General features: G+C 71.1%; 15 protein-coding genes. 12 read left to right on the top strand and 3 right to left on the bottom strand.

Going from position 1 to position 17,381, the window contains the following annotated elements:
• Nucleotides 1–3: 3 nt before the first annotated feature.
• The 7 genes from ACFCY7_RS00185 to ACFCY7_RS00215 all read left to right on the top strand — a co-directional run bounded on the left by ACFCY7_RS00185 (nt 4) and on the right by ACFCY7_RS00215 (nt 8,741).
• Nucleotides 4–1,164, top strand: coding sequence for an acyl-CoA dehydrogenase family protein (locus ACFCY7_RS00185; RefSeq protein ID WP_362557035.1), 1,161 nt, complete (start codon nt 4–6; stop codon nt 1,162–1,164).
• A 190-nt stretch (nt 1,165–1,354) separates the two neighbouring features.
• Nucleotides 1,355–2,203 carry a siderophore-interacting protein gene (locus ACFCY7_RS00190; protein WP_376480173.1) on the top strand — a complete coding sequence of 283 codons (849 nt, stop codon included), beginning with the start codon at nt 1,355–1,357 and terminating at the stop codon, nt 2,201–2,203.
• A gap of 147 nt (nt 2,204–2,350) precedes the next feature.
• On the top strand, nt 2,351–3,829 hold the full coding sequence (locus ACFCY7_RS00195) for a pyridoxal phosphate-dependent decarboxylase family protein (RefSeq protein ID WP_376480174.1): 1,479 nt from the start codon (nt 2,351–2,353) through the stop codon (nt 3,827–3,829).
• Nucleotides 3,816–5,099, top strand: a complete 1,284-nt coding sequence (locus ACFCY7_RS00200; RefSeq protein ID WP_376480175.1) for a lysine N(6)-hydroxylase/L-ornithine N(5)-oxygenase family protein — start codon at nt 3,816–3,818, stop codon at nt 5,097–5,099. Before ACFCY7_RS00195 ends, ACFCY7_RS00200 begins: the two co-directional genes overlap by 14 nt.
• Nucleotides 5,096–5,626 (top strand): GNAT family N-acetyltransferase, encoded by a 531-nt coding sequence (locus ACFCY7_RS00205; RefSeq protein ID WP_376480176.1) that lies wholly within the window; start codon nt 5,096–5,098, stop codon nt 5,624–5,626. The genes ACFCY7_RS00200 and ACFCY7_RS00205 overlap by 4 nt, the downstream gene beginning before the upstream one ends.
• Nucleotides 5,623–7,401: an IucA/IucC family protein gene (locus ACFCY7_RS00210; RefSeq protein WP_376480177.1), complete on the top strand. Its 1,779-nt coding sequence runs from the start codon at nt 5,623–5,625 to the stop codon at nt 7,399–7,401. The genes ACFCY7_RS00205 and ACFCY7_RS00210 overlap by 4 nt, the downstream gene beginning before the upstream one ends.
• Before the next feature lie 119 nt (nt 7,402–7,520).
• On the top strand, nt 7,521–8,741 hold the full coding sequence (locus ACFCY7_RS00215; protein ID WP_376480178.1) for an FG-GAP-like repeat-containing protein: 1,221 nt from the start codon (nt 7,521–7,523) through the stop codon (nt 8,739–8,741).
• Nucleotides 8,742–8,835: 94 nt separating this feature from the next.
• Here the strand turns inward: ACFCY7_RS00215 and ACFCY7_RS00220 are convergent, their stop codons facing one another.
• Nucleotides 8,836–10,482 carry a beta-N-acetylhexosaminidase gene (locus tag ACFCY7_RS00220; protein WP_376480179.1) on the bottom strand — a complete coding sequence of 549 codons (1,647 nt, stop codon included), beginning with the start codon at nt 10,480–10,482 and terminating at the stop codon, nt 8,836–8,838.
• A 191-nt stretch (nt 10,483–10,673) separates the two neighbouring features.
• Here ACFCY7_RS00220 and ACFCY7_RS00225 point away from each other — a divergent pair, with 191 nt between their 5' ends.
• Both ACFCY7_RS00225 and glmS read left to right on the top strand, forming a co-directional pair.
• Nucleotides 10,674–10,949, top strand: a complete 276-nt coding sequence (locus ACFCY7_RS00225) for a hypothetical protein (RefSeq protein ID WP_026057838.1) — start codon at nt 10,674–10,676, stop codon at nt 10,947–10,949.
• Between the two features lie 42 nt (nt 10,950–10,991).
• The gene (gene glmS / locus ACFCY7_RS00230) at nt 10,992–12,809 is read left to right on the top strand and encodes a glutamine--fructose-6-phosphate transaminase (isomerizing) (protein ID WP_376480180.1); all 1,818 of its coding nucleotides are present in this window, start codon (nt 10,992–10,994) and stop codon (nt 12,807–12,809) included.
• A gap of 139 nt (nt 12,810–12,948) precedes the next feature.
• Here the strand turns inward: glmS and ACFCY7_RS00235 are convergent, their stop codons facing one another.
• The gene (locus ACFCY7_RS00235; protein WP_376480181.1) at nt 12,949–13,509 is read right to left on the bottom strand and encodes a GPR1/FUN34/YaaH family transporter; all 561 of its coding nucleotides are present in this window, start codon (nt 13,507–13,509) and stop codon (nt 12,949–12,951) included.
• Nucleotides 13,510–13,737: 228 nt separating this feature from the next.
• Nucleotides 13,738–14,259, bottom strand: coding sequence for a universal stress protein (locus ACFCY7_RS00240; RefSeq protein ID WP_015033782.1), 522 nt, complete (start codon nt 14,257–14,259; stop codon nt 13,738–13,740).
• A 342-nt stretch (nt 14,260–14,601) separates the two neighbouring features.
• On the opposite strand from ACFCY7_RS00240, the gene ACFCY7_RS00245 reads away from it, so the two are divergent.
• The 3 genes from ACFCY7_RS00245 (at nt 14,602) to orn (ending at nt 17,286) form a co-directional block, all read left to right on the top strand.
• Complete coding sequence (locus ACFCY7_RS00245; protein ID WP_376480182.1) at nt 14,602–14,976, top strand: hypothetical protein; 375 nt, start codon at nt 14,602–14,604, stop codon at nt 14,974–14,976.
• A 415-nt stretch (nt 14,977–15,391) separates the two neighbouring features.
• Complete coding sequence (locus ACFCY7_RS00250) at nt 15,392–16,555, top strand: helix-turn-helix domain-containing protein (RefSeq protein ID WP_376480183.1); 1,164 nt, start codon at nt 15,392–15,394, stop codon at nt 16,553–16,555.
• A gap of 128 nt (nt 16,556–16,683) precedes the next feature.
• A complete protein-coding gene (orn, locus tag ACFCY7_RS00255) occupies nt 16,684–17,286 on the top strand; it encodes an oligoribonuclease (protein ID WP_376480184.1) in 603 nt (200 codons plus the stop codon).
• Nucleotides 17,287–17,381 lie beyond the last annotated feature (95 nt).

Genomic DNA, 17,381 nt, shown 5'->3' on the forward strand with positions numbered 1-17,381 from the left:
CCCATGTCCCTCGACCACCGGCTCACCGAAGAGCACGAGGAACTCCGCCGCACCGTCGAGGCGTTCGCGCACGACGTCGTCGCCCCGAAGATCGGCGACTACTACGAGCGGCACGAGTTCCCGTACGAGATCGTCGCCGAGATGGGCCGCATGGGCCTCTTCGGCCTGCCGTTCCCCGAGGAGTACGGCGGCATGGGCGGCGACTACCTCGCCCTCGGCATCGCCCTGGAGGAGCTCGCCCGCGTCGACTCCTCCGTCGCCATCACCCTGGAGGCGGGCGTCTCGCTCGGCGCGATGCCGCTCCATCTCTTCGGCACCGAGGAGCAGAAGCGCACGTGGCTGCCGCGGCTGTGCGCCGGCGAGATGCTCGGCGCGTTCGGCCTGACCGAGCCCGGCGCGGGCAGCGACGCCGGCGGCACCCGCACGACGGCCGTCCGGGACGGCGACGAGTGGGTCATCAACGGCTCGAAGTGCTTCATCACCAACTCCGGTACGGACATCACGGGTCTGGTGACGGTCACCGCGGTCACCGGCCGCAAGCCCGACGGGCGCCCGCTGATCTCCTCGATCATCGTCCCGTCCGGCACCCCGGGCTTCACCGTCGCCGCCCCCTACTCCAAGGTCGGCTGGAACGCCTCGGACACCCGTGAGCTGTCCTTCGACGACGTCCGCGTCCCGGTGGAGAACCTCCTCGGCGAGGAGGGCCGCGGCTACGCGCAGTTCCTGCGGATCCTGGACGAGGGCCGGGTCGCCATCGCCGCGCTCGCGACGGGCCTCGCGCAGGGCTGTGTGGACGAGTCGGTGAAGTACGCGCACGAGCGCCACGCGTTCGGTCGGCCGATCGGCGACAACCAGGCCATCCAGTTCAAGATCGCCGACATGGAGATGAAGGCCCACATGGCCCGCATCGGCTGGCGTGACGCGGCCTCGCGCCTGGTCCTCGGCGAGTCCTTCAAGAAGGAGGCGGCCATCGCGAAGCTGTACTCCTCCACCGTGGCCGTCGACAACGCCCGTGACGCCACCCAGATCCACGGCGGCTACGGCTTCATGAACGAGTACCCGGTGGCCCGCATGTGGCGCGACTCGAAGATCCTGGAGATCGGCGAGGGCACCAGCGAGGTCCAGCGCATGCTGATCGCCCGGGAGCTGGGCCTCCCGGCCTGATACCGGCCGAGACCGACCCGAGGCCCGCTCGGGCCTGCATCGGCGCACGAGCCCGTCGTCCCCTTCGGGGGCGGCGGGCTCCGTCGTTTCCGGGGAACCCCGCCCCTGTTGATCGATAGTAGGTTAGGCTAACCTTCCTTTCATCCCGTCCGGAGCGACCCTGCCCGTACCGAGAAGGTGCCCTGCCCCCATGACGAACGCCGACACCGCCCCCTTCAAGTTCTTCGCCCTCCAGGTCGACCGGACGCGACGGCTCGGCCCGTCCCTGGTCCGCGTCACCTTCACCGGCGACGACCTGAAGGAATTCGCCGCCGGGGGCCGCGACCAGTCGCTCTCCCTCTTCCTGCCGCACCCCGGCCAGGAGGCGCCCGTCCTGCCGCCGCTGGACGACCCGGACATGTACGCGATCCTCGGCGCCTGGCGCGCGATGCCCGACGACGAGCGGGCCGTGATGCGCTCGTACACCGTCCGGGAGCAGCGCACCGAACCCCACGAGGTCGACATCGACTTCGCGATCCACGAGGACGGCGGGCCCGCCTGCCGCTGGGCCGGCCGCGCGAAGGCCGGCGACCGGGTGGTGGTCCTGGGTCCGGCGGTCGCCGACAACACGGGCGTCCGCTTCCGGCTGCCCGAGGACGCCGACTCGGTGCTGATCTGGGCGGACGAGACGGCCCTCCCGGCGGCCTCGGCGATCCTGGAGTGGCTGCCGGCCGAGACCCGCGCCCGGGTGTTCCTGGAGGTGCCGTTCTCCGGCGACCGCACGGAGCTCGCGACCGAGGCGGACGCGACGGTCACCTGGCTCGTACGGGAGGAGGGGGCGCCGTCCGCCGTGGACGCGGTGCGCGAAGCGGAACTGCCCGGCACGTCCCCGTACGTCTGGATCGCGGGCGAGTCCGGGGCGGTCAAGGCGCTGCGCCGGCACTTCGTGCGGGAGCGCGAACTCGACCGCCGCCGGGTGACGTTCGTCGGCTACTGGCGCAAGGGGCTGTCCGAGGACGCGCTGCGCGAGGTCCCGGACGAGACGCAGGAAGAAGCCTGACGGCCCTTCGGGCACCGTGCGCGACGACCCTCCATCCCTTCGGGGTTGGAGGGTCATTGCGTTGTAAAATTAGGTTAGGCTAACCTAACTACTGTTGATCGCCCAGCGATCCGGCATTCCCGGCGTTCCCTCCCGAAAGGGCCCCACATGCGCTCCCACCTCCTCAACGACGCCACGGCGGAGAGCTACCGGCGCTCCGTCACCGAAGGAGTCGAGCGGGTGGCGAGCAAACTCGCCGCGACGCGAGGCCCCTTCACCGGCGTGACGCCCGCCGAGCTCGCGCCCGTCATCGACGCCGTCGACCTCGACCGGCCGCTCGGCGACTCCTCCGCCGCGCTCGACGAGCTGGAGAGCGTCTACCTGCGGGACGCCGTCTACTTCCACCACCCCCGCTACCTGGGCCACCTCAACTGCCCGGTCGTCATCCCCGCCGTCCTCGGCGAGGCGGTCCTCTCGGCCGTCAACTCCTCGCTCGACACCTGGGACCAGAGCGCCGGCGGCACCCTCATCGAGCGCAAGCTGATCGACTGGACCACCGGCCGGATCGGCCTCGGACCGGCCGCCGACGGCGTCTTCACCAGCGGCGGCACGCAGTCCAACCTCCAGGCCCTGCTCCTCGCCCGCGAGGAGGCCAAGACCGCCGACCTGGCCAAGCTCCGGATCTTCTCCTCCGAGTGCAGCCACTTCAGCGTCCAGAAGTCGGCCCAGCTGCTCGGCCTCGGCCGCGACGCCGTCGTCTCCGTCCCCGTCGACCGGAACAAGCGGATGCAGTCCGTCGTCCTCGCCGCCGAGCTGGAGACCTGCCGCGCCGAGGGCCTCGTCCCGATGGCGATCGTCGCCACCGCCGGCACCACCGACTTCGGCTCCATCGACCCGCTGCCCGAGATCGCCGCCCTGGCCGAGGAGTACGGCGCCTGGATGCACGTGGACGCGGCCTACGGCTGCGGCCTGCTCGCCTCCCGGACCCGCCGCCACCTCCTCGACGGCATCGAGCGGGCCGACTCGGTCACCGTCGACTACCACAAGTCCTTCTTCCAGCCGGTGAGTTCCTCCGCCGTCCTGGTCCGCGACGGCGCCACCCTGCGCCACGCGACCTACCACGCGGACTACCTGAACCCGCGCCCCCAAGCCCTCGGCTCCGCCCGAGCAGGGGAGACCCCCACCACGGTCGCCGAGCGGATACCGAACCAGGTCGACAAGTCCCTCCAGACCACCCGCCGCTTCGACGCGCTCAAGCTGTGGATGACGCTGCGCGTGATGGGCGCCGACGGCGTCGGCGAGCTCTTCGACGAGGTGTGCGACCTGGCCGCGGAGGGCTTCGACCTGCTCACCGCCGACCCGCGCTACGACGTCGTGGTCGCCCCGCAGCTCTCCACCCTCGTCTACCGGTACGTCCCGGAGGGCGACGTCCCGCCCGCCGAGGTCGACCGGGCCAACCTCCACGCCCGCAAGGCCCTCTTCGCCTCGGGCGAGGCCGTCGTCGCCGGAACCAAGGTCGACGGCCGCCAGTACCTGAAGTTCACCCTGCTCAACCCCGAGACCACCGCGGCCGACATCGCCGCCGTCCTCGATCTGATCGCCGGCCACGCCGAGCAGTACCTGGGAGAGAACCTTGTCCACGCCTGAGACGCCCGAGATCCACGACTTCATCGGCATCGGGCTCGGTCCGTTCAACCTCGGACTCGCCTGCCTGACCGAGCCGATCGACGAGCTGAACGGCCTCTTCCTGGAGTCCAAGCCGGACTTCGAGTGGCACTCGGGGATGTTCCTCGAAGGCGCGCACCTCCAGACCCCGTTCATGTCGGACCTGGTCACGATGGCCGACCCGACCTCGCCGTACTCCTTCCTCAACTACCTGAAGGAGAAGGGCCGGCTGTACTCGTTCTACATCCGCGAGAACTTCTACCCGCTGCGGACCGAGTACAACGACTACTGCCGCTGGGCCGCCGGGAAGCTCTCCTCGATCCGCTTCTCGACCACCGTCGCGACGGTGTCCTTCGACGAGGCCGACCAGGTGTACGTGGTCGCCACCGAGGCCGGTGAAACGTTCCGCTCGCGCCGGATCGTCCTCGGCACCGGCACCCCCGCCTACGTCCCCGAGACCTGCCGGGACCTCGGCGGCGACCTGATCCACAACTCGCACTACCTCCCGAACAAGGAGGAGCTGCAGAAGAAGAAGTCCATCACCCTGGTCGGCAGCGGCCAGAGCGCCGCCGAGATCTACTACGACCTCCTCTCGGAGATCGACGTCCACGGCTACCGCCTCGACTGGGTGACCCGCTCCCCGCGCTTCTTCCCGCTCGAATACACCAAGCTCACCCTGGAGATGACCTCCCCGGAGTACGTGGACTACTTCCACGCACTGCCCGAGCGGACCCGCTACCGCCTGGAGACCGAGCAGAAGGGCCTCTTCAAGGGCATCGACGGCGAGCTGATCGACGCCATCTTCGACCTGCTCTACCAGAAGAACCTGAACGGCCCCGTCCCCACCCGGCTCCTCACCAACTCCGCGCTGCACACCGCCGCGTACGACGAGGCGGCCGGCACGTACACGCTCGGCTTCCGCCAGGAGGAGCAGGAGAAGGACTTCGACCTGGAGACCGAGGGCCTGATCCTCGCCACCGGCTACAAGTACGCCGTCCCCGCCTTCCTGGAGCCGGTCCGCGACCGCCTCCGCTGGGACGGCCGGGGCCGCTTCGACGTGGCCCGCAACTACGCGATCGACACCACCGGCCGCGGGGTCTTCCTCCAGAACGCCGGCGTGCACACCCACTCGATCACCTCGCCCGACCTCGGCATGGGGGCCTACCGCAACGCGTACATCATCGGCGCGATGCTGGGATACGAGCACTACCCCGTCGAGAAGACCATCGCCTTCCAGGAGTTCGCCGCATGACCGTCCAGATACGTCCCTTCGACCCGTCGAAGGACGCCCGGCTGATCCACCCGTGGGTCACCCATCCGAAAGCCGCCTTCTGGATGATGCAGGGCGCCACGCTCCAGGACGTCGAGCGCGAGTACACGGCGATCACCGCCCACCCGCACCACGACGCCTTCATCGGACTGATCGACGGCGAGCCCGCCTTCCTGATGGAGCGGTACGACCCGTCGCGCCTCGAACTGGTCGGCCTCTACGACCCGCTCCCCGGCGACGTCGGCATGCACTTCCTCGTCGCGCCCACCGACACCCCCGTGCACGGCTTCACCCGCCGGGTGATCACCGCCGTGATGGCCGAGCTGTTCGCCGACCCGGCGACCGAGCGGGTCGTCGTCGAGCCCGACGTCTCCAACAAGGCCGTCCACGCCCTCAACGAGGCCGTCGGCTTCGTGCCCGAGCGCGAGATCCAGAAGCCCGAGAAGAAGGCCCTGCTGAGCTTCTGCACCCGCGCGCAGTTCGAGGCCGTCGCGGCGGTGGCGGCATGACCCTCACCGACCCCGTCGCCCACCTCACCCCCGAGCGCTGGGCCGACGCCAACCGCGCCCTGATCCGCAAGGGCCTCGCCGAGTTCGCCCACGAGCGGCTGCTGAACCCGCAGGAGCTCGGCGAGAGCCGCTACCAGGTCCGCAGCGACGACGGCACGACCGAGTACCGCTTCACCGCCGACCGGTTCGCCCTCGACCACTGGCAGGTCTACCCCGAGTCGATCAGCCGGCACCGCGGCGACGAGCAGCTCCCGCTCGACGCGCTCGTCTTCATCACCGACCTCCGCGGCTCCCTCGGCCTCAGCGACGAGATCCTCCCGGTCTACCTGGAGGAGATCTCCTCCACCCTCGCCGGTACGGCCTACAAGGCGACCAAGCCGCCCGTCACCGCCGCCGAGCTCGCCCACGCCGGCTTCCAGGCCGTCGAGACCGGCATGACCGAGGGCCACCCCTGCTTCGTCGCCAACAACGGCCGGCTCGGCTTCGGCGTCGACGAGTTCCGCGCCTACGCCCCCGAGGCGGCGAGCCCCCTCCACCTGATCTGGCTCGCCGCCCGCCGCGACCGCGCCACCTTCACCGCCGGCGCGGACATCGAGTACGACGCCTTCGTCCGCGCCGAGCTCGGCGACGAGACCGTCGACGGCTTCGCGGCGACCCTCGCCGCCCGCGGCCTCGACCCGGCCGACTACCTCCTCATGCCCTGCCACCCCTGGCAGTGGTGGAACAAGCTGTCCGTCACCTTCGCCGCCGAGATCGCCCAGCAGCGCCTGGTCTACCTCGGCGAGGGCGACGACACCTACCTGGCCCAGCAGTCCATCCGTACCTTCTTCAACACCTCGGACCCGGCCAAGCACTACGTGAAGACGGCCCTCTCCGTCCTCAACATGGGCTTCATGCGCGGCCTCTCCGCCGCCTACATGGAGGCCACCCCGGCCATCAACGACTGGCTCCACCAGCTGATCGCGTCCGACTCCGTCTTCGCCGCGGCCCGCTTCTCGATCATCCGCGAGCGCGCCGCCGTCGGCTACCGCCACCTCGAGTACGAGGCCGCCACCGACCGCTACTCGCCCTACCGCAAGATGCTGGCCGCCCTCTGGCGCGAGTCCCCCGTCCCGTCCCTCGCCGACGGCGAGCGGCTCGCGACGATGGCCTCGCTCCTCCACGTGGACCACGCGGGCGCCTCCTTCACGGGCGCGCTGATCAAGGAGTCGGGCCTGGAGGCGTCCGTCTGGCTGCGCCGCTACCTCGACGCGTACCTCCTCCCGGTCCTCCACAGCTTCTACGCCTACGACCTGGCCTTCATGCCGCACGGCGAGAACGTCATCCTCGTCCTCGACGAGCACGGCACGGTCTCCCGCGCGATCTTCAAGGACATCGCCGAGGAGATCGTCGTCATGGACCCGGCGGCGGTCCTGCCGCCGGCCGTGGAGCGGGTCCGCGCCGAGGTCCCCGAGGACATGAAGCTCCTGTCCGTCTTCACGGACGTCTTCGACTGCTTCTTCCGCTTCATGGCCGCCACCCTGGCCGCCGAGGGCGTCCTCGACGAGGACTCCTTCTGGCGCACGGTCGCGGAATGCGTGAAGGGCTACCAGGCCTCCAAGCCCGAACTCTCCGACCGCTTCGCCCACTACGACATGTTCGCCCCCACCTTCGCCCTCTCCGCCCTCAACCGCCTCCAGCTCCGCAACAACAAGCAGATGGTCGACCTCGCCGACCCCTCCGCCGCCCTCCAGCTCGTCGGCGACCTGACCAACCCGATCGCCCGCTTCGCCTGACCCCTCCCGAACCGATGCGAGCCCCGCCGGAGTACGGTCCTCCGCCGGGGCTCGCATCTGTTTCCCGCTCGTACAATCTTCCGGCAGGTCGGCGGTCCGGCCTGGCGGAAAGGGAACACATGCGCACGATGATCAAGCGCGGTCTGGCGTCGCTGCTGGGCCTCGCGGCCCTGGGCGGCGTCGCCGTCGGCACCGCGGCGCCGGCCCAGGCAGCCGTGTCCGACTGCCCGGCGGGCTACTTCTGCGCCTGGACGCAGGAGAACGCTAAGGGGTCGATGCTCAAGACGAAGACGAACATGGCCACGATGGGCTCGTCGGGCACCCGGTTCGGCTCGTACATCAACCGCGCCTCCCTGTACGCCTGCCTGTACGAGTCCCCGGAGTACAAGTGGTACGACGGCTACTGGTCGGAGGATCCGTCGGTCAACGGCTCCTGGACCAGCGGAACGGCGAGCACGATCGCCTCGGTGAAGTTCGTCCGGACGGAGCGCGAGTGCTCCCGGCCCGCCTACCCCTCGTGGGATGCGGTGGCGTCGCCGACGACGGCCGGCTTCGGCGACCTGAACCGTGACCGCAAGGCCGACGTCCTCGTACGGGACCTGGTGGGGCGGCTGTGGTTCCTGCCCGGCGACGGCTCGGGCCGGCTGGTCGGCTCCGGCGGCTGGAACGCCATGAACGCCTTCGTGCGCCACGGTGACTTCTCCGGCGACGGCCGCGAGGACGTCCTCGCCCGCGAGGGCTCGACCGGCAGGCTGTGGCTGTACACCGGTACGGGGACGGGCGGGCTCGGCACGCGCAAGCTCATCGGGTCGGGCGGCTGGAACGCCATGGGCCGGATCGCCGGCGTCGGCGACCTGTCCCGGGACGGCCGTCCCGACGTGCTGACCGTCGAGACGGCCACGGGCAAGCTCTGGCTCTACCCCGGCACCGCCTCCGGTGGCCTCGGGTCCCGCAAGCTGCTCGGAGCCGGCGGCTGGAACGCCATGGACGCCCTGGTCGGCCCCGGCGACACGAACGGCGACGGCCGCGTCGACGTGATCGCCCGGGAGAAGTCCACGGGCAGGCTCTGGTCCTACCCGGGGACCGCTTCGGGTGGCCTCGGCGCCCGCAAGCTGATCGGAACCGGCGGTTGGAACGCGATGGACACGTTCCTCGCGGTCGGTGACACCACCGGCGACGGCCGCCCCGACCTCTCGACCGTCACCAACAGCGACTACGTCCTCGGCGGTTTCCGGGGAAACCCGGGATGGCTGGTCGCCTACCGCGGCCTCGGCACCGGCGCCTTCGCGGCCGGCGATACGACCGACGGCGAGTGGTGGGGCCTCAACGGCGCCTTCTGACCCACCGGCGGGGAGACTGCCCCGTCCGACCGCCGCACCGACACGTGAACGCCCGGCCGGGTCTCCCCGGCCGGGCGTTCCGTTTCGGTGGGTGCTACTCCGCCGGCCAGGGGACCTGCGGGGAGCGGTGGTAGGCGATGCCGAGGGCGTCGAAGCGGGGGGCCTGTTCGGCGAGGCGGACCTTGTAGGTGTCCCAGTCGTGGGTGGAGGCCGGTGACCAGCCGAGTTCGGCGATGCCGGGGAGGCGGGGGAAGGCCATGACGTCGAGGTCGGCCGTGGTGGCGAGGGTCTCGGTCCAGAGGGGGGCCTCCACGCCGCGGACCGCGGTCTCGGGGACGCCGGGGAGGTAGGCCGCAGGGTCCCAGTCGTACGACCGCTGGACCTCCACCGTCCCGGCCCAGGTGAGGCCGAGGGGGGTGTCCTTCGTGTACTTGATGTCGAGGTAGGTGCGGTCGGCGGGCGAGAGGATCAGCCCGGTCCCGTTCCGCGCGGCCTCGGCGACCCGGTCCTTCTCGGCGGCCGGGGTGCGGTCGAGGCCCCAGTACTGGACGAGGGCGCCGGGGGCGGGGGTGGCGCCGGTGAGCTGGTGCCAGCCGATGACGGTCTTGCCGTACTTCGCGACGACGGGCTGGACCCGGTCCATGAAGGCGACGTAGTCGTCGTGGCTGGTGGAGCGGGCCTCGTCGCCGCCGATGTGGACGTACCGGCCGGGGGTGAGCGCGGCGATCTCGCGGATCACGTCGTCGACGAAGTCGTACGTGACGGGCTTGGGCGCGCAGAGGGAGCTGAAGCCGACCTTGGTGCCGGTGTAGAGGGGCGGGGCGACGCCGTCGCAGTTGAGTTCGGGGTAGGAGGCGAGGGCCGCGTTGGTGTGGCCCGGCATGTCGATCTCCGGGACGACCTCCTGGTAGCGGGAGGCGGCGTACCGGACGATCTCCTGGTACTGCGCCTTGGTGTAGAAGCCGCCGGGGCCGCCGCCGACCTCGGTGGAGCCGCCGTGCGTGGTGAGGCGGGGCCAGGAGTCGACGGCGATGCGCCAGCCCTGGTCGTCGGAGAGGTGCAGGTGGAGGGTGTTGACCTTGTAGAGGGCGAGCTGGTCGATGTACCGCTTCACCTCGTCGACGGTGAAGAAGTGGCGGGAGACGTCGAGCATCGCGCCCCGGTAGGCGTAGCGGGGGGTGTCGGTGACGGTGCCGCCCGCGATCTTCCAGGGGCCGTTCTGGACGGTCTTGCGTTCGACGGCGGCGGGCAGCTGCTGGCGCAGGGTCTGGACGCCGCGGAAGAGGCCGGCGGGCTCGCGGGCGGTGAGGGTGAGGCCGTCGGGTCCCGAGACGAGTCGGTAGCCCTCGGCGCCGAGCGCGGTGGCGCCGGGGTCGATCCGGAGCCGGATGCCGCCCGGGGCGGCGGCCTCCTCGACGACGGGGAGCGGGAAGCCGGTGGCGGGGCGGAGGAGCCCGGCGAGGTACTGGCCGAGGGCCCTGGACTCGCGGGAGGTGCCGTCCACACCGATGCGGGTGGCGCCGGTGAGGGTGTACGGCTCGCCCTCGGGGGTGACGGAGGCGGGGACGGGCACGATCCGGCCGAGCGGGCGGACCTCGGGTTCGGCGGCCGCGGCGGTCCCGGTGCCCGCGGCGGCCGCGGCGGTCCCGGTGCCCGCGGCGGCCTCGCCGCAGGCGGCACCGGCGGCCGCGACCAGGAGCAGCGAACCGATCAGGCGTGGAATCCTTCGGCGCTGTGTCACGGGCGGCTCCCCTTCGGTCGTTGGACGCGTCTGTCGAGTTCTATATCCGTACGGTCACCTTGCGTACCGCCATGACTCCGATCAGTTGAGGTCTGGACCAATTTCCCCGATCGGGGGCCGGACCGGGACCCTCCTGCCCGATATCGGGCAGGATTCTTGCGAAAACGAACCGCACACCTCACTATTCATGGGTGCTCGAACGCCGTCCGTCGCACGACGACCTCATCGACCATCTGGTCCGCAGCACCGCGCTCCAGCGCGGTGAGGCCGCCCGGGTGGTGCTCGACGTGCTGGCGTACTTCGACGAGACGACCGAGGAGTTCGTCCGCCGCCGCCACCGCGAGCTGCAGTCCGGCGGGGCCGTGAACGCCGAGATCTTCGAACGGATCTCGGGCGAACTGCCGCACCGGGCCGTGGCGCCGCAGGAGCTCTCGCTCCGGCAGCTGCGCCGCATCGTCTACGGCTGAGTCGGCCGGGCACACTCACCGATCTGGAGGGGTAACACCTATATGTGCGGAATTGTCGGTTACATCGGTAAGCGTGACGTCGCCCCGCTGCTGCTGGAGGGCCTGGCCCGGCTGGAGTACCGGGGTTACGACTCCGCCGGCATGGTCATCACCAGCCCGAAGGCCGCCGGCCTGAAGATGGTGAAGGCCAAGGGCCGCGTGCGCGACCTGGAGGCCAAGGTCCCCAAGCGCTTCACCGGCACCACCGGCATCGCCCACACCCGCTGGGCCACCCACGGCGCGCCGAGCGACATCAACTCGCACCCGCACCTGGACCCCGAGAACAAGGTCGCCGTCGTCCACAACGGCATCGTCGACAACGCCCAGGAGCTCCGCGCCAAGCTGGAGGCCGACGGCGTCGTCTTCGCCTCCGAGACGGACACCGAGGTCATCACCCACCTCATCGCCCGCTCCCAGGCCGACACCCTTGAGGAGAAGGTCCGCGAGGCGCTCAAGAGCATCGAGGGCACCTACGGCATCGCCGTGATGCACGCCGACTTCAACGACCGCATCGTGGTGGCCCGCAACGGCTCCCCGGTCATCCTCGGCATCGGCGAGAAGGAGATGCTCGTCGCCTCCGACGTCGCCGCCCTGATCGCCCACACCCGCCAGGTCGTCACCCTCGACGACGGCGAGATGGCCACCCTCAAGGCCGACGACTTCCGCACCTACACGACCTCGGGCGCGTCCACCACCGCGACCCCCGAGACCGTCGAGTGGGAGGCCGCCTCCTACGACATGGGCGGCCACGACACGTTCATGCACAAGGAGATCTCCGAGCAGCCCGACGCGGTCGACCGCGTGCTGCGCGGCCGGATCGACGACCGCTTCTCCACCGTGCACCTCGGCGGCCTGAACCTGGACGCCCGCGAGGCCCGCACCATCCGCCGCATCAAGATCCTCGGCTGCGGCACCTCGTACCACGCCGGCCTCATCGGCGCCGGACTCATCGAGTCCCTGGCCCGCATCCCCGCCGACGCCGAGCCGGCCTCGGAGTTCCGCTACCGCAACCCGGTCGTGGACCCCGACACCCTCTACATCGCCGTCTCCCAGTCCGGTGAGACCTACGACGTGCTCGCCGCCGTCCAGGAGCTCAAGCGGAAGGGCGCCCGCGTCCTCGGCGTCGTGAACGTCGTCGGCTCGGCCATCGCCCGCGAGGCCGACGGCGGCGTGTACGTCCACGCCGGCCCCGAGGTCTGCGTCGTCTCCACCAAGTGCTTCACCAACACGGTCACCGCCTTCGCCCTGCTCGCCCTGCACCTGGGCCGCATCCGCGACCTGTCCGTCACCGACGGCAAGCGGATCATCGAGGGCCTGCGCAAGCTGCCCGCGCAGATCGAGGAGATCCTCAAGACCGAGGACGAGATCAAGAAGATCGCCGCGGAGTACGCGGGCGCCCAGTCGATGATGTTCATCGGCCGGGTGCGCGGCTACCCCGTCGCGCTCGAGGCCTCCCTCAAGCTGAAGGAGATCTCCTACATCCACGCCGAGGCCTACCCGGCCTCCGAGCTGAAGCACGGCCCGCTCGCCCTCATCGAGCCGGCCCTGCCGACGGTCGCGATCGTCCCCGACGACGACCTGCTGGAGAAGAACCGCGCCGCCCTGGAGGAGATCAAGGCCCGCAGCGGCCGCATCCTCGCGGTCGCGCACCAGCCGCAGGCGAAGGCCGACCACACCATCGTCGTGCCGAAGAACGAGGACGAGCTCGACCCCATCCTGATGGGCATCCCGCTCCAGCTCCTCGCCTACCACACGGCGCTCGCCATGGGCCGCGACATCGACAAGCCGCGCAACCTGGCCAAGTCCGTCACGGTCGAGTAGCAGCGACCTCGGGGCCTGTCCCCCCGAGCCGCGCCGCCGGGCCTGTCCCCCGGCGGATCTCGGCCTGACACGCAGCGGTCCCCGTGCACACCCAGGTGCACGGGGACCGCTGTCCTTTTGCGCGGTGGAGCGGGGTGGGTCAGCCGGCGGCCGGAGCGCTCGCCGCGCGCCGGAGGGACGTCGGCCAGCCCGCCACCGCCGCCGTGGCGCCGTACCAGGCGACGAGGCCGGCGACGGCCGCGACCCAGCCGCCCGCCTTCCCGAGGCCGCCGTTGTCGACGAGGGCGCCGACGCCGAGGAGCAGCAGCGCGACGAACAGCAGCCCGTACACGCCCTGTCCGAAGAGTCCGCTGCCCGAGGAGGCCATGGTCAGCGTGAGCGCGAGGAGCGCCCACAGGAGGAGGAACAGGCCCGCCGCGTCGGCCGAGCCGGTGCCGCCGACGCCGGTCCCCCAGGTGAACCAGAAGGCGCCGAGCGCCGCGTACGCCGTGCCCTCTCCCTTGTCGCCCGCCCTGAGCGCGAGCAGGCCGACGAGGAAGAGCGTGACCCCGCCGACCCAGGTGGCGAGGCCTGCGGCATCCGCTGCCGCGACGTTGTCGATGACCCCCGTGCCGCCCAGGCCGAAGGCCAGCAGGGTCAGTCCGAGTGCGAGGTGTCCGAGAGTGGAGGCGGTGTTTCCCGCGGCGACTTCGTTGTTCACGGCGGGCTCCCTTCAGGTGTGCAGTCGTGCTGCGTGAGCTGCGTGATCCGGTGACCTTTATGTACCCTTCACAAGCGCACAATTCACCTGAGGAAGGCCGAATTTATGGCCGGATGACGGCAGTTGAAGAAGAGACCTGACACACCGTGAGGGAAGAAGCCGGACCGGGCGGTCGCGCGGGGGCTCGACGGGGTCGAAGAAGTCCCCCGGAAGGGTGACGCAGAGGATTTACGGGATGACGATGACGGGCCGCTGGGCGCGGCGCGCGAGGCGGCCGGCCACCGAGCCGAAGATCCGCCCGACGATCCCGTGCGTGGAACCGACCACGATGGCGTCGGCCGAGTACTCGCGGCCGACCTCCTCCAGCTCGTGGCAGATGTCCCCGCCGCGCTCGACGAGGATCCACGGCACCTCGGAGAGGTGCTCGGCGCAGGCCAGCTCCAGACCGAGGACCTCGGTGCGGTGGTCGGGCACGTCGACGAAGACGGGCGGCTCGCAGCCGGCCCACACCGTGGTGGGCAGCCGGTTGGCCACGTGCACGATGATCAGGCCCGATCCGGAGCGCCTGGCCATGCCGATGGCGTACGCGAGGGCTCGCTCACTGGACGTGGAGCCGTCGAAGCCGACGACGACCCCGTGCCGGAAGGCCGGGTCGCAGGCGTGACGTGGCTGTTCTACCGCGAGGGGGTCGACCGTGGAATCGGCGACGCGCTTGCGGTCCGCGGGTTCGGGGAATTCGTGACCGGCCATCGGTGTCTCGGCGAAGAGGGTCCTCGTGCGAAGGGACGGGGAAAAGAGGGGACGAACGACGGGTGACGGCGGAGCTGTGTCCGGGAATCATCTTCCCAACCCCATACCCCCAAGGGTACGGCGCCACTCCTCTCCTGCCCAGAGCCCGCCATGTCACGCCCGGCGTGCCCGCCGCCCGCGGGCGGCGCTCCAGGGAGCATGCACGAGCGGCTCGCGATCTGGCAATGCCGGTTGTGCCCTACAGGCGTCCGTACGGGGGCCAAACGGACGTTGCCCAGAGTGACCGGAACGTTCCGTTCCTCGTTGCCACAGGTCCAGCCCACCGTCGCAGGGAGACCGCCCGTGCCCGCACCATCGACCGCCGCCGGCCAGACCTCCGCCGTCCCCTCCTCCCCCGCCCTCGGCGCCCCCCGCGGCCGCCGCCGGGCACCCGCTCCCGCACCGACCGCCACCGCCGCCGCGGAGCCGGACCCGGGAGCGGCGGCGGGCGCGGGAGGGGGAGCGAGGGGCCCGGCCGACGACGTCGTCCGCTGGGCGGTCTTCTGCTGCGTCCTGGTCCCGGTGGTGCTCGTCGTCTACGGCACCTCGCTCGGCGGGGCCGCCGGGGCGGCGCTCGGGCTCGTCTCGGTGACGGCGGCCTGCCGGGTGCTGCTGCGCCACTCGGAGCGCGGACTGCGCACCGGGAGCGGCCGCGGCGGGCGTCGCGATCAGGCCTGAGCGGGGCGCCTAGCCACCCCCGCACCCCTTCGAGTTGACAGGTTCGTACACCCGAACCCATATGTTTTCAGCCAAGTTCCACGCGTCGGCGAGTCCTTGGCGGAACGATTGGCCAACCCCGCTAAGGGCACCGGCAAAAGCCCGGTTCCCAGGCCCCGCACCCCCCATGTACGGGGTCATTCACGGTCGCGCCCGCTTCCACTCGCCGTCCGGAGGGGAGAGTTCGCGATCGATCGCTTCACGCCAAGTTGCCTTGTCGACAATCCACCGGATGGAGAACTTGTCACGCCGGTGCCACGGGACACAGTAGATTCGATCATGGGTACCGAAGACTGGGGTCTCGTGCAAAACCGAGGGGAAACGTGCAGGAGCGACACGACCAGGGAGACGCGAACACCGAGGGGGGCTTAGCGTCATGAGCCAGGACTCCGCCGCACCGGAGGTCGCACGGAAGCTGTCCGGGCGCCGCCGTCGCGAAGTCGTCGCGGTGCTGCTGTTCAGCGGCGGCCCCATCTTCGAGAGCTCCATCCCGCTCTCCGTGTTCGGCATCGACCGGCAGGACGCCGGAGTGCCCCGATACCGGCTGCTCGTCTGCGCCGGTGAGGAGGGACCGCTCCGGACCACCGGCGGCCTCGAACTCACCGCGCCGTACGGCCTGGAGGCGATCAGCCGCGCGGGGACCGTCGTCGTCCCGGCCTGGCGGTCGATCACCTCGCCACCGCCGCCGGAGGCACTCGAAGCGCTGCGCCGCGCACACGAGGAGGGGGCCAGGATCGTCGGCCTCTGCACCGGAGCGTTCGTCCTCGCCGCGGCCGGCCTGCTCGACGGCCGCCCGGCGACCACGCACTGGATGTACGCGCCGACGCTCGCCAAGCGCTACCCGTCGGTCCACGTGGACCCGCGGGAGCTCTTCGTCGACGACGGGGACGTGCTGACCTCCGCCGGCACCGCGGCCGGAATCGATCTGTGTCTGCACATCGTGCGGACCGACCACGGCACCGAGGCCGCGGGCGCGCTGGCGCGCCGGCTGGTCGTCCCGCCGCGGCGCAGCGGCGGCCAGGAGCGCTACCTCGACAGGTCTTTACCCGAGGAGATCGGCGCCGACCCGCTGGCCGAGGTCGTCGCCTGGGCGCTGGAGCACCTCCACGAGCAGTTCGACGTGGAGACGCTCGCCGCTCGCGCGTACATGTCACGGCGGACCTTCGACCGCCGGTTCCGCTCGCTGACGGGCTCGGCCCCCCTCCAGTGGCTGATCACCCAGCGGGTGCTCCAGGCGCAGCGGCTGCTCGAGACCTCCGACTACTCGGTCGACGAGGTCGCGGGCAGGTGCGGCTTCCGCTCCCCGGTGGCGCTGCGCGGCCACTTCCGGCGGCAGCTCGGCTCCTCGCCGGCCGCCTACCGGGCGGCGTACCGCGCCCGGCGGCCGCAGGGCGAGGCCGGCACGGTCGTGCTCGACCCGATCGTGCCCGCCCAGGTCCCGGCGGGCATCCGACGCCCGTCGCTCGACCCGGGCAAGCCGCAGTCCGACGCCTACGCCCCCGGCCGCGCCTCGCTGCCGGGCCAGCGCAGCGCGCCGTAACCACGATCCGCACGGCCACAAGCCGCGCACCGCAGGGACCTACGGGCGCCCGGGGACACCTACCCCGGGCGCCCGTCGGCCTGCCCCGAGCCCGGCCCGATCGGCACGACACCCCCTAAGGTGGACACATGAACGATCGCATGGTGTGGATCGACTGCGAGATGACCGGGCTCTCGCTGACGGACGACGCACTCATCGAGGTGGCCGCACTGGTCACCGACTCGGAACTGAACGTGCTCGGCGAAGGGGTGGACATCGTGATCCGCCCGCCGGACGCGGCCCTGGAGACCATGCCCGAGATCGTGCGCCGGATGCACACGTCCTCGGGACTGCTCGACGCGCTCGCCGAGGGGACCACGCTCGCCGACGCCGAGGCCCAGGTGCTCGCGTACATCCGCGAGCACGTCAAGGAGCCGGGCAAGGCGCCGCTGTGCGGGAACTCGGTCTCCACGGACCGCGGCTTCCTCGCCCGGGACATGCCGGCCCTCGAAGGCCACCTGCACTACCGGATCGTCGATGTGTCCTCGGTCAAGGAGCTGGCCCGCCGCTGGTACCCGAGGGCGTACTTCAACAGTCCGGAGAAGAACGGCAACCACCGGGCGCTCGCCGACATCCGCGAGTCCATCGCCGAGCTGCGCTACTACCGCGAGGCGGTCTTCGTCCCGCAGCCCGGACCCGACTCGGAGACCGCGAAGCAGATCGCGGCCCGCCACGTCCTGCCCGCCGAATGACCGCCCGCTCGCGCCCTCGGAACCCCCTCGGGAAAACGCGGGCGCGAGCACCCTCCGGGACCCTGTAGACTTCTTCTCGGCCGGTCAGGGAAACC

This window comes from Streptomyces sp. NPDC056361, assembly GCF_042262805.1.
GTDB lineage: Bacteria > Actinomycetota > Actinomycetes > Streptomycetales > Streptomycetaceae > Streptomyces.

Coding starts and splice junctions, on each gene's coding strand:
- orn (WP_376480184.1), top strand. CDS start 16,684: ATGAACGATCGCATGGTGTGGATCGACTGCGAGATGACCGGGCTCTCG.
- ACFCY7_RS00195 (WP_376480174.1), top strand. CDS start 2,351: ATGCGCTCCCACCTCCTCAACGACGCCACGGCGGAGAGCTACCGGCGC.
- glmS (WP_376480180.1), top strand. CDS start 10,992: ATGTGCGGAATTGTCGGTTACATCGGTAAGCGTGACGTCGCCCCGCTG.
- ACFCY7_RS00185 (WP_362557035.1), top strand. CDS start 4: ATGTCCCTCGACCACCGGCTCACCGAAGAGCACGAGGAACTCCGCCGC.
- ACFCY7_RS00205 (WP_376480176.1), top strand. CDS start 5,096: ATGACCGTCCAGATACGTCCCTTCGACCCGTCGAAGGACGCCCGGCTG.
- ACFCY7_RS00215 (WP_376480178.1), top strand. CDS start 7,521: ATGCGCACGATGATCAAGCGCGGTCTGGCGTCGCTGCTGGGCCTCGCG.
- ACFCY7_RS00240 (WP_015033782.1), bottom strand. CDS start 14,259: ATGGCCGGTCACGAATTCCCCGAACCCGCGGACCGCAAGCGCGTCGCC.
- ACFCY7_RS00190 (WP_376480173.1), top strand. CDS start 1,355: ATGACGAACGCCGACACCGCCCCCTTCAAGTTCTTCGCCCTCCAGGTC.
- ACFCY7_RS00250 (WP_376480183.1), top strand. CDS start 15,392: ATGAGCCAGGACTCCGCCGCACCGGAGGTCGCACGGAAGCTGTCCGGG.
- ACFCY7_RS00210 (WP_376480177.1), top strand. CDS start 5,623: ATGACCCTCACCGACCCCGTCGCCCACCTCACCCCCGAGCGCTGGGCC.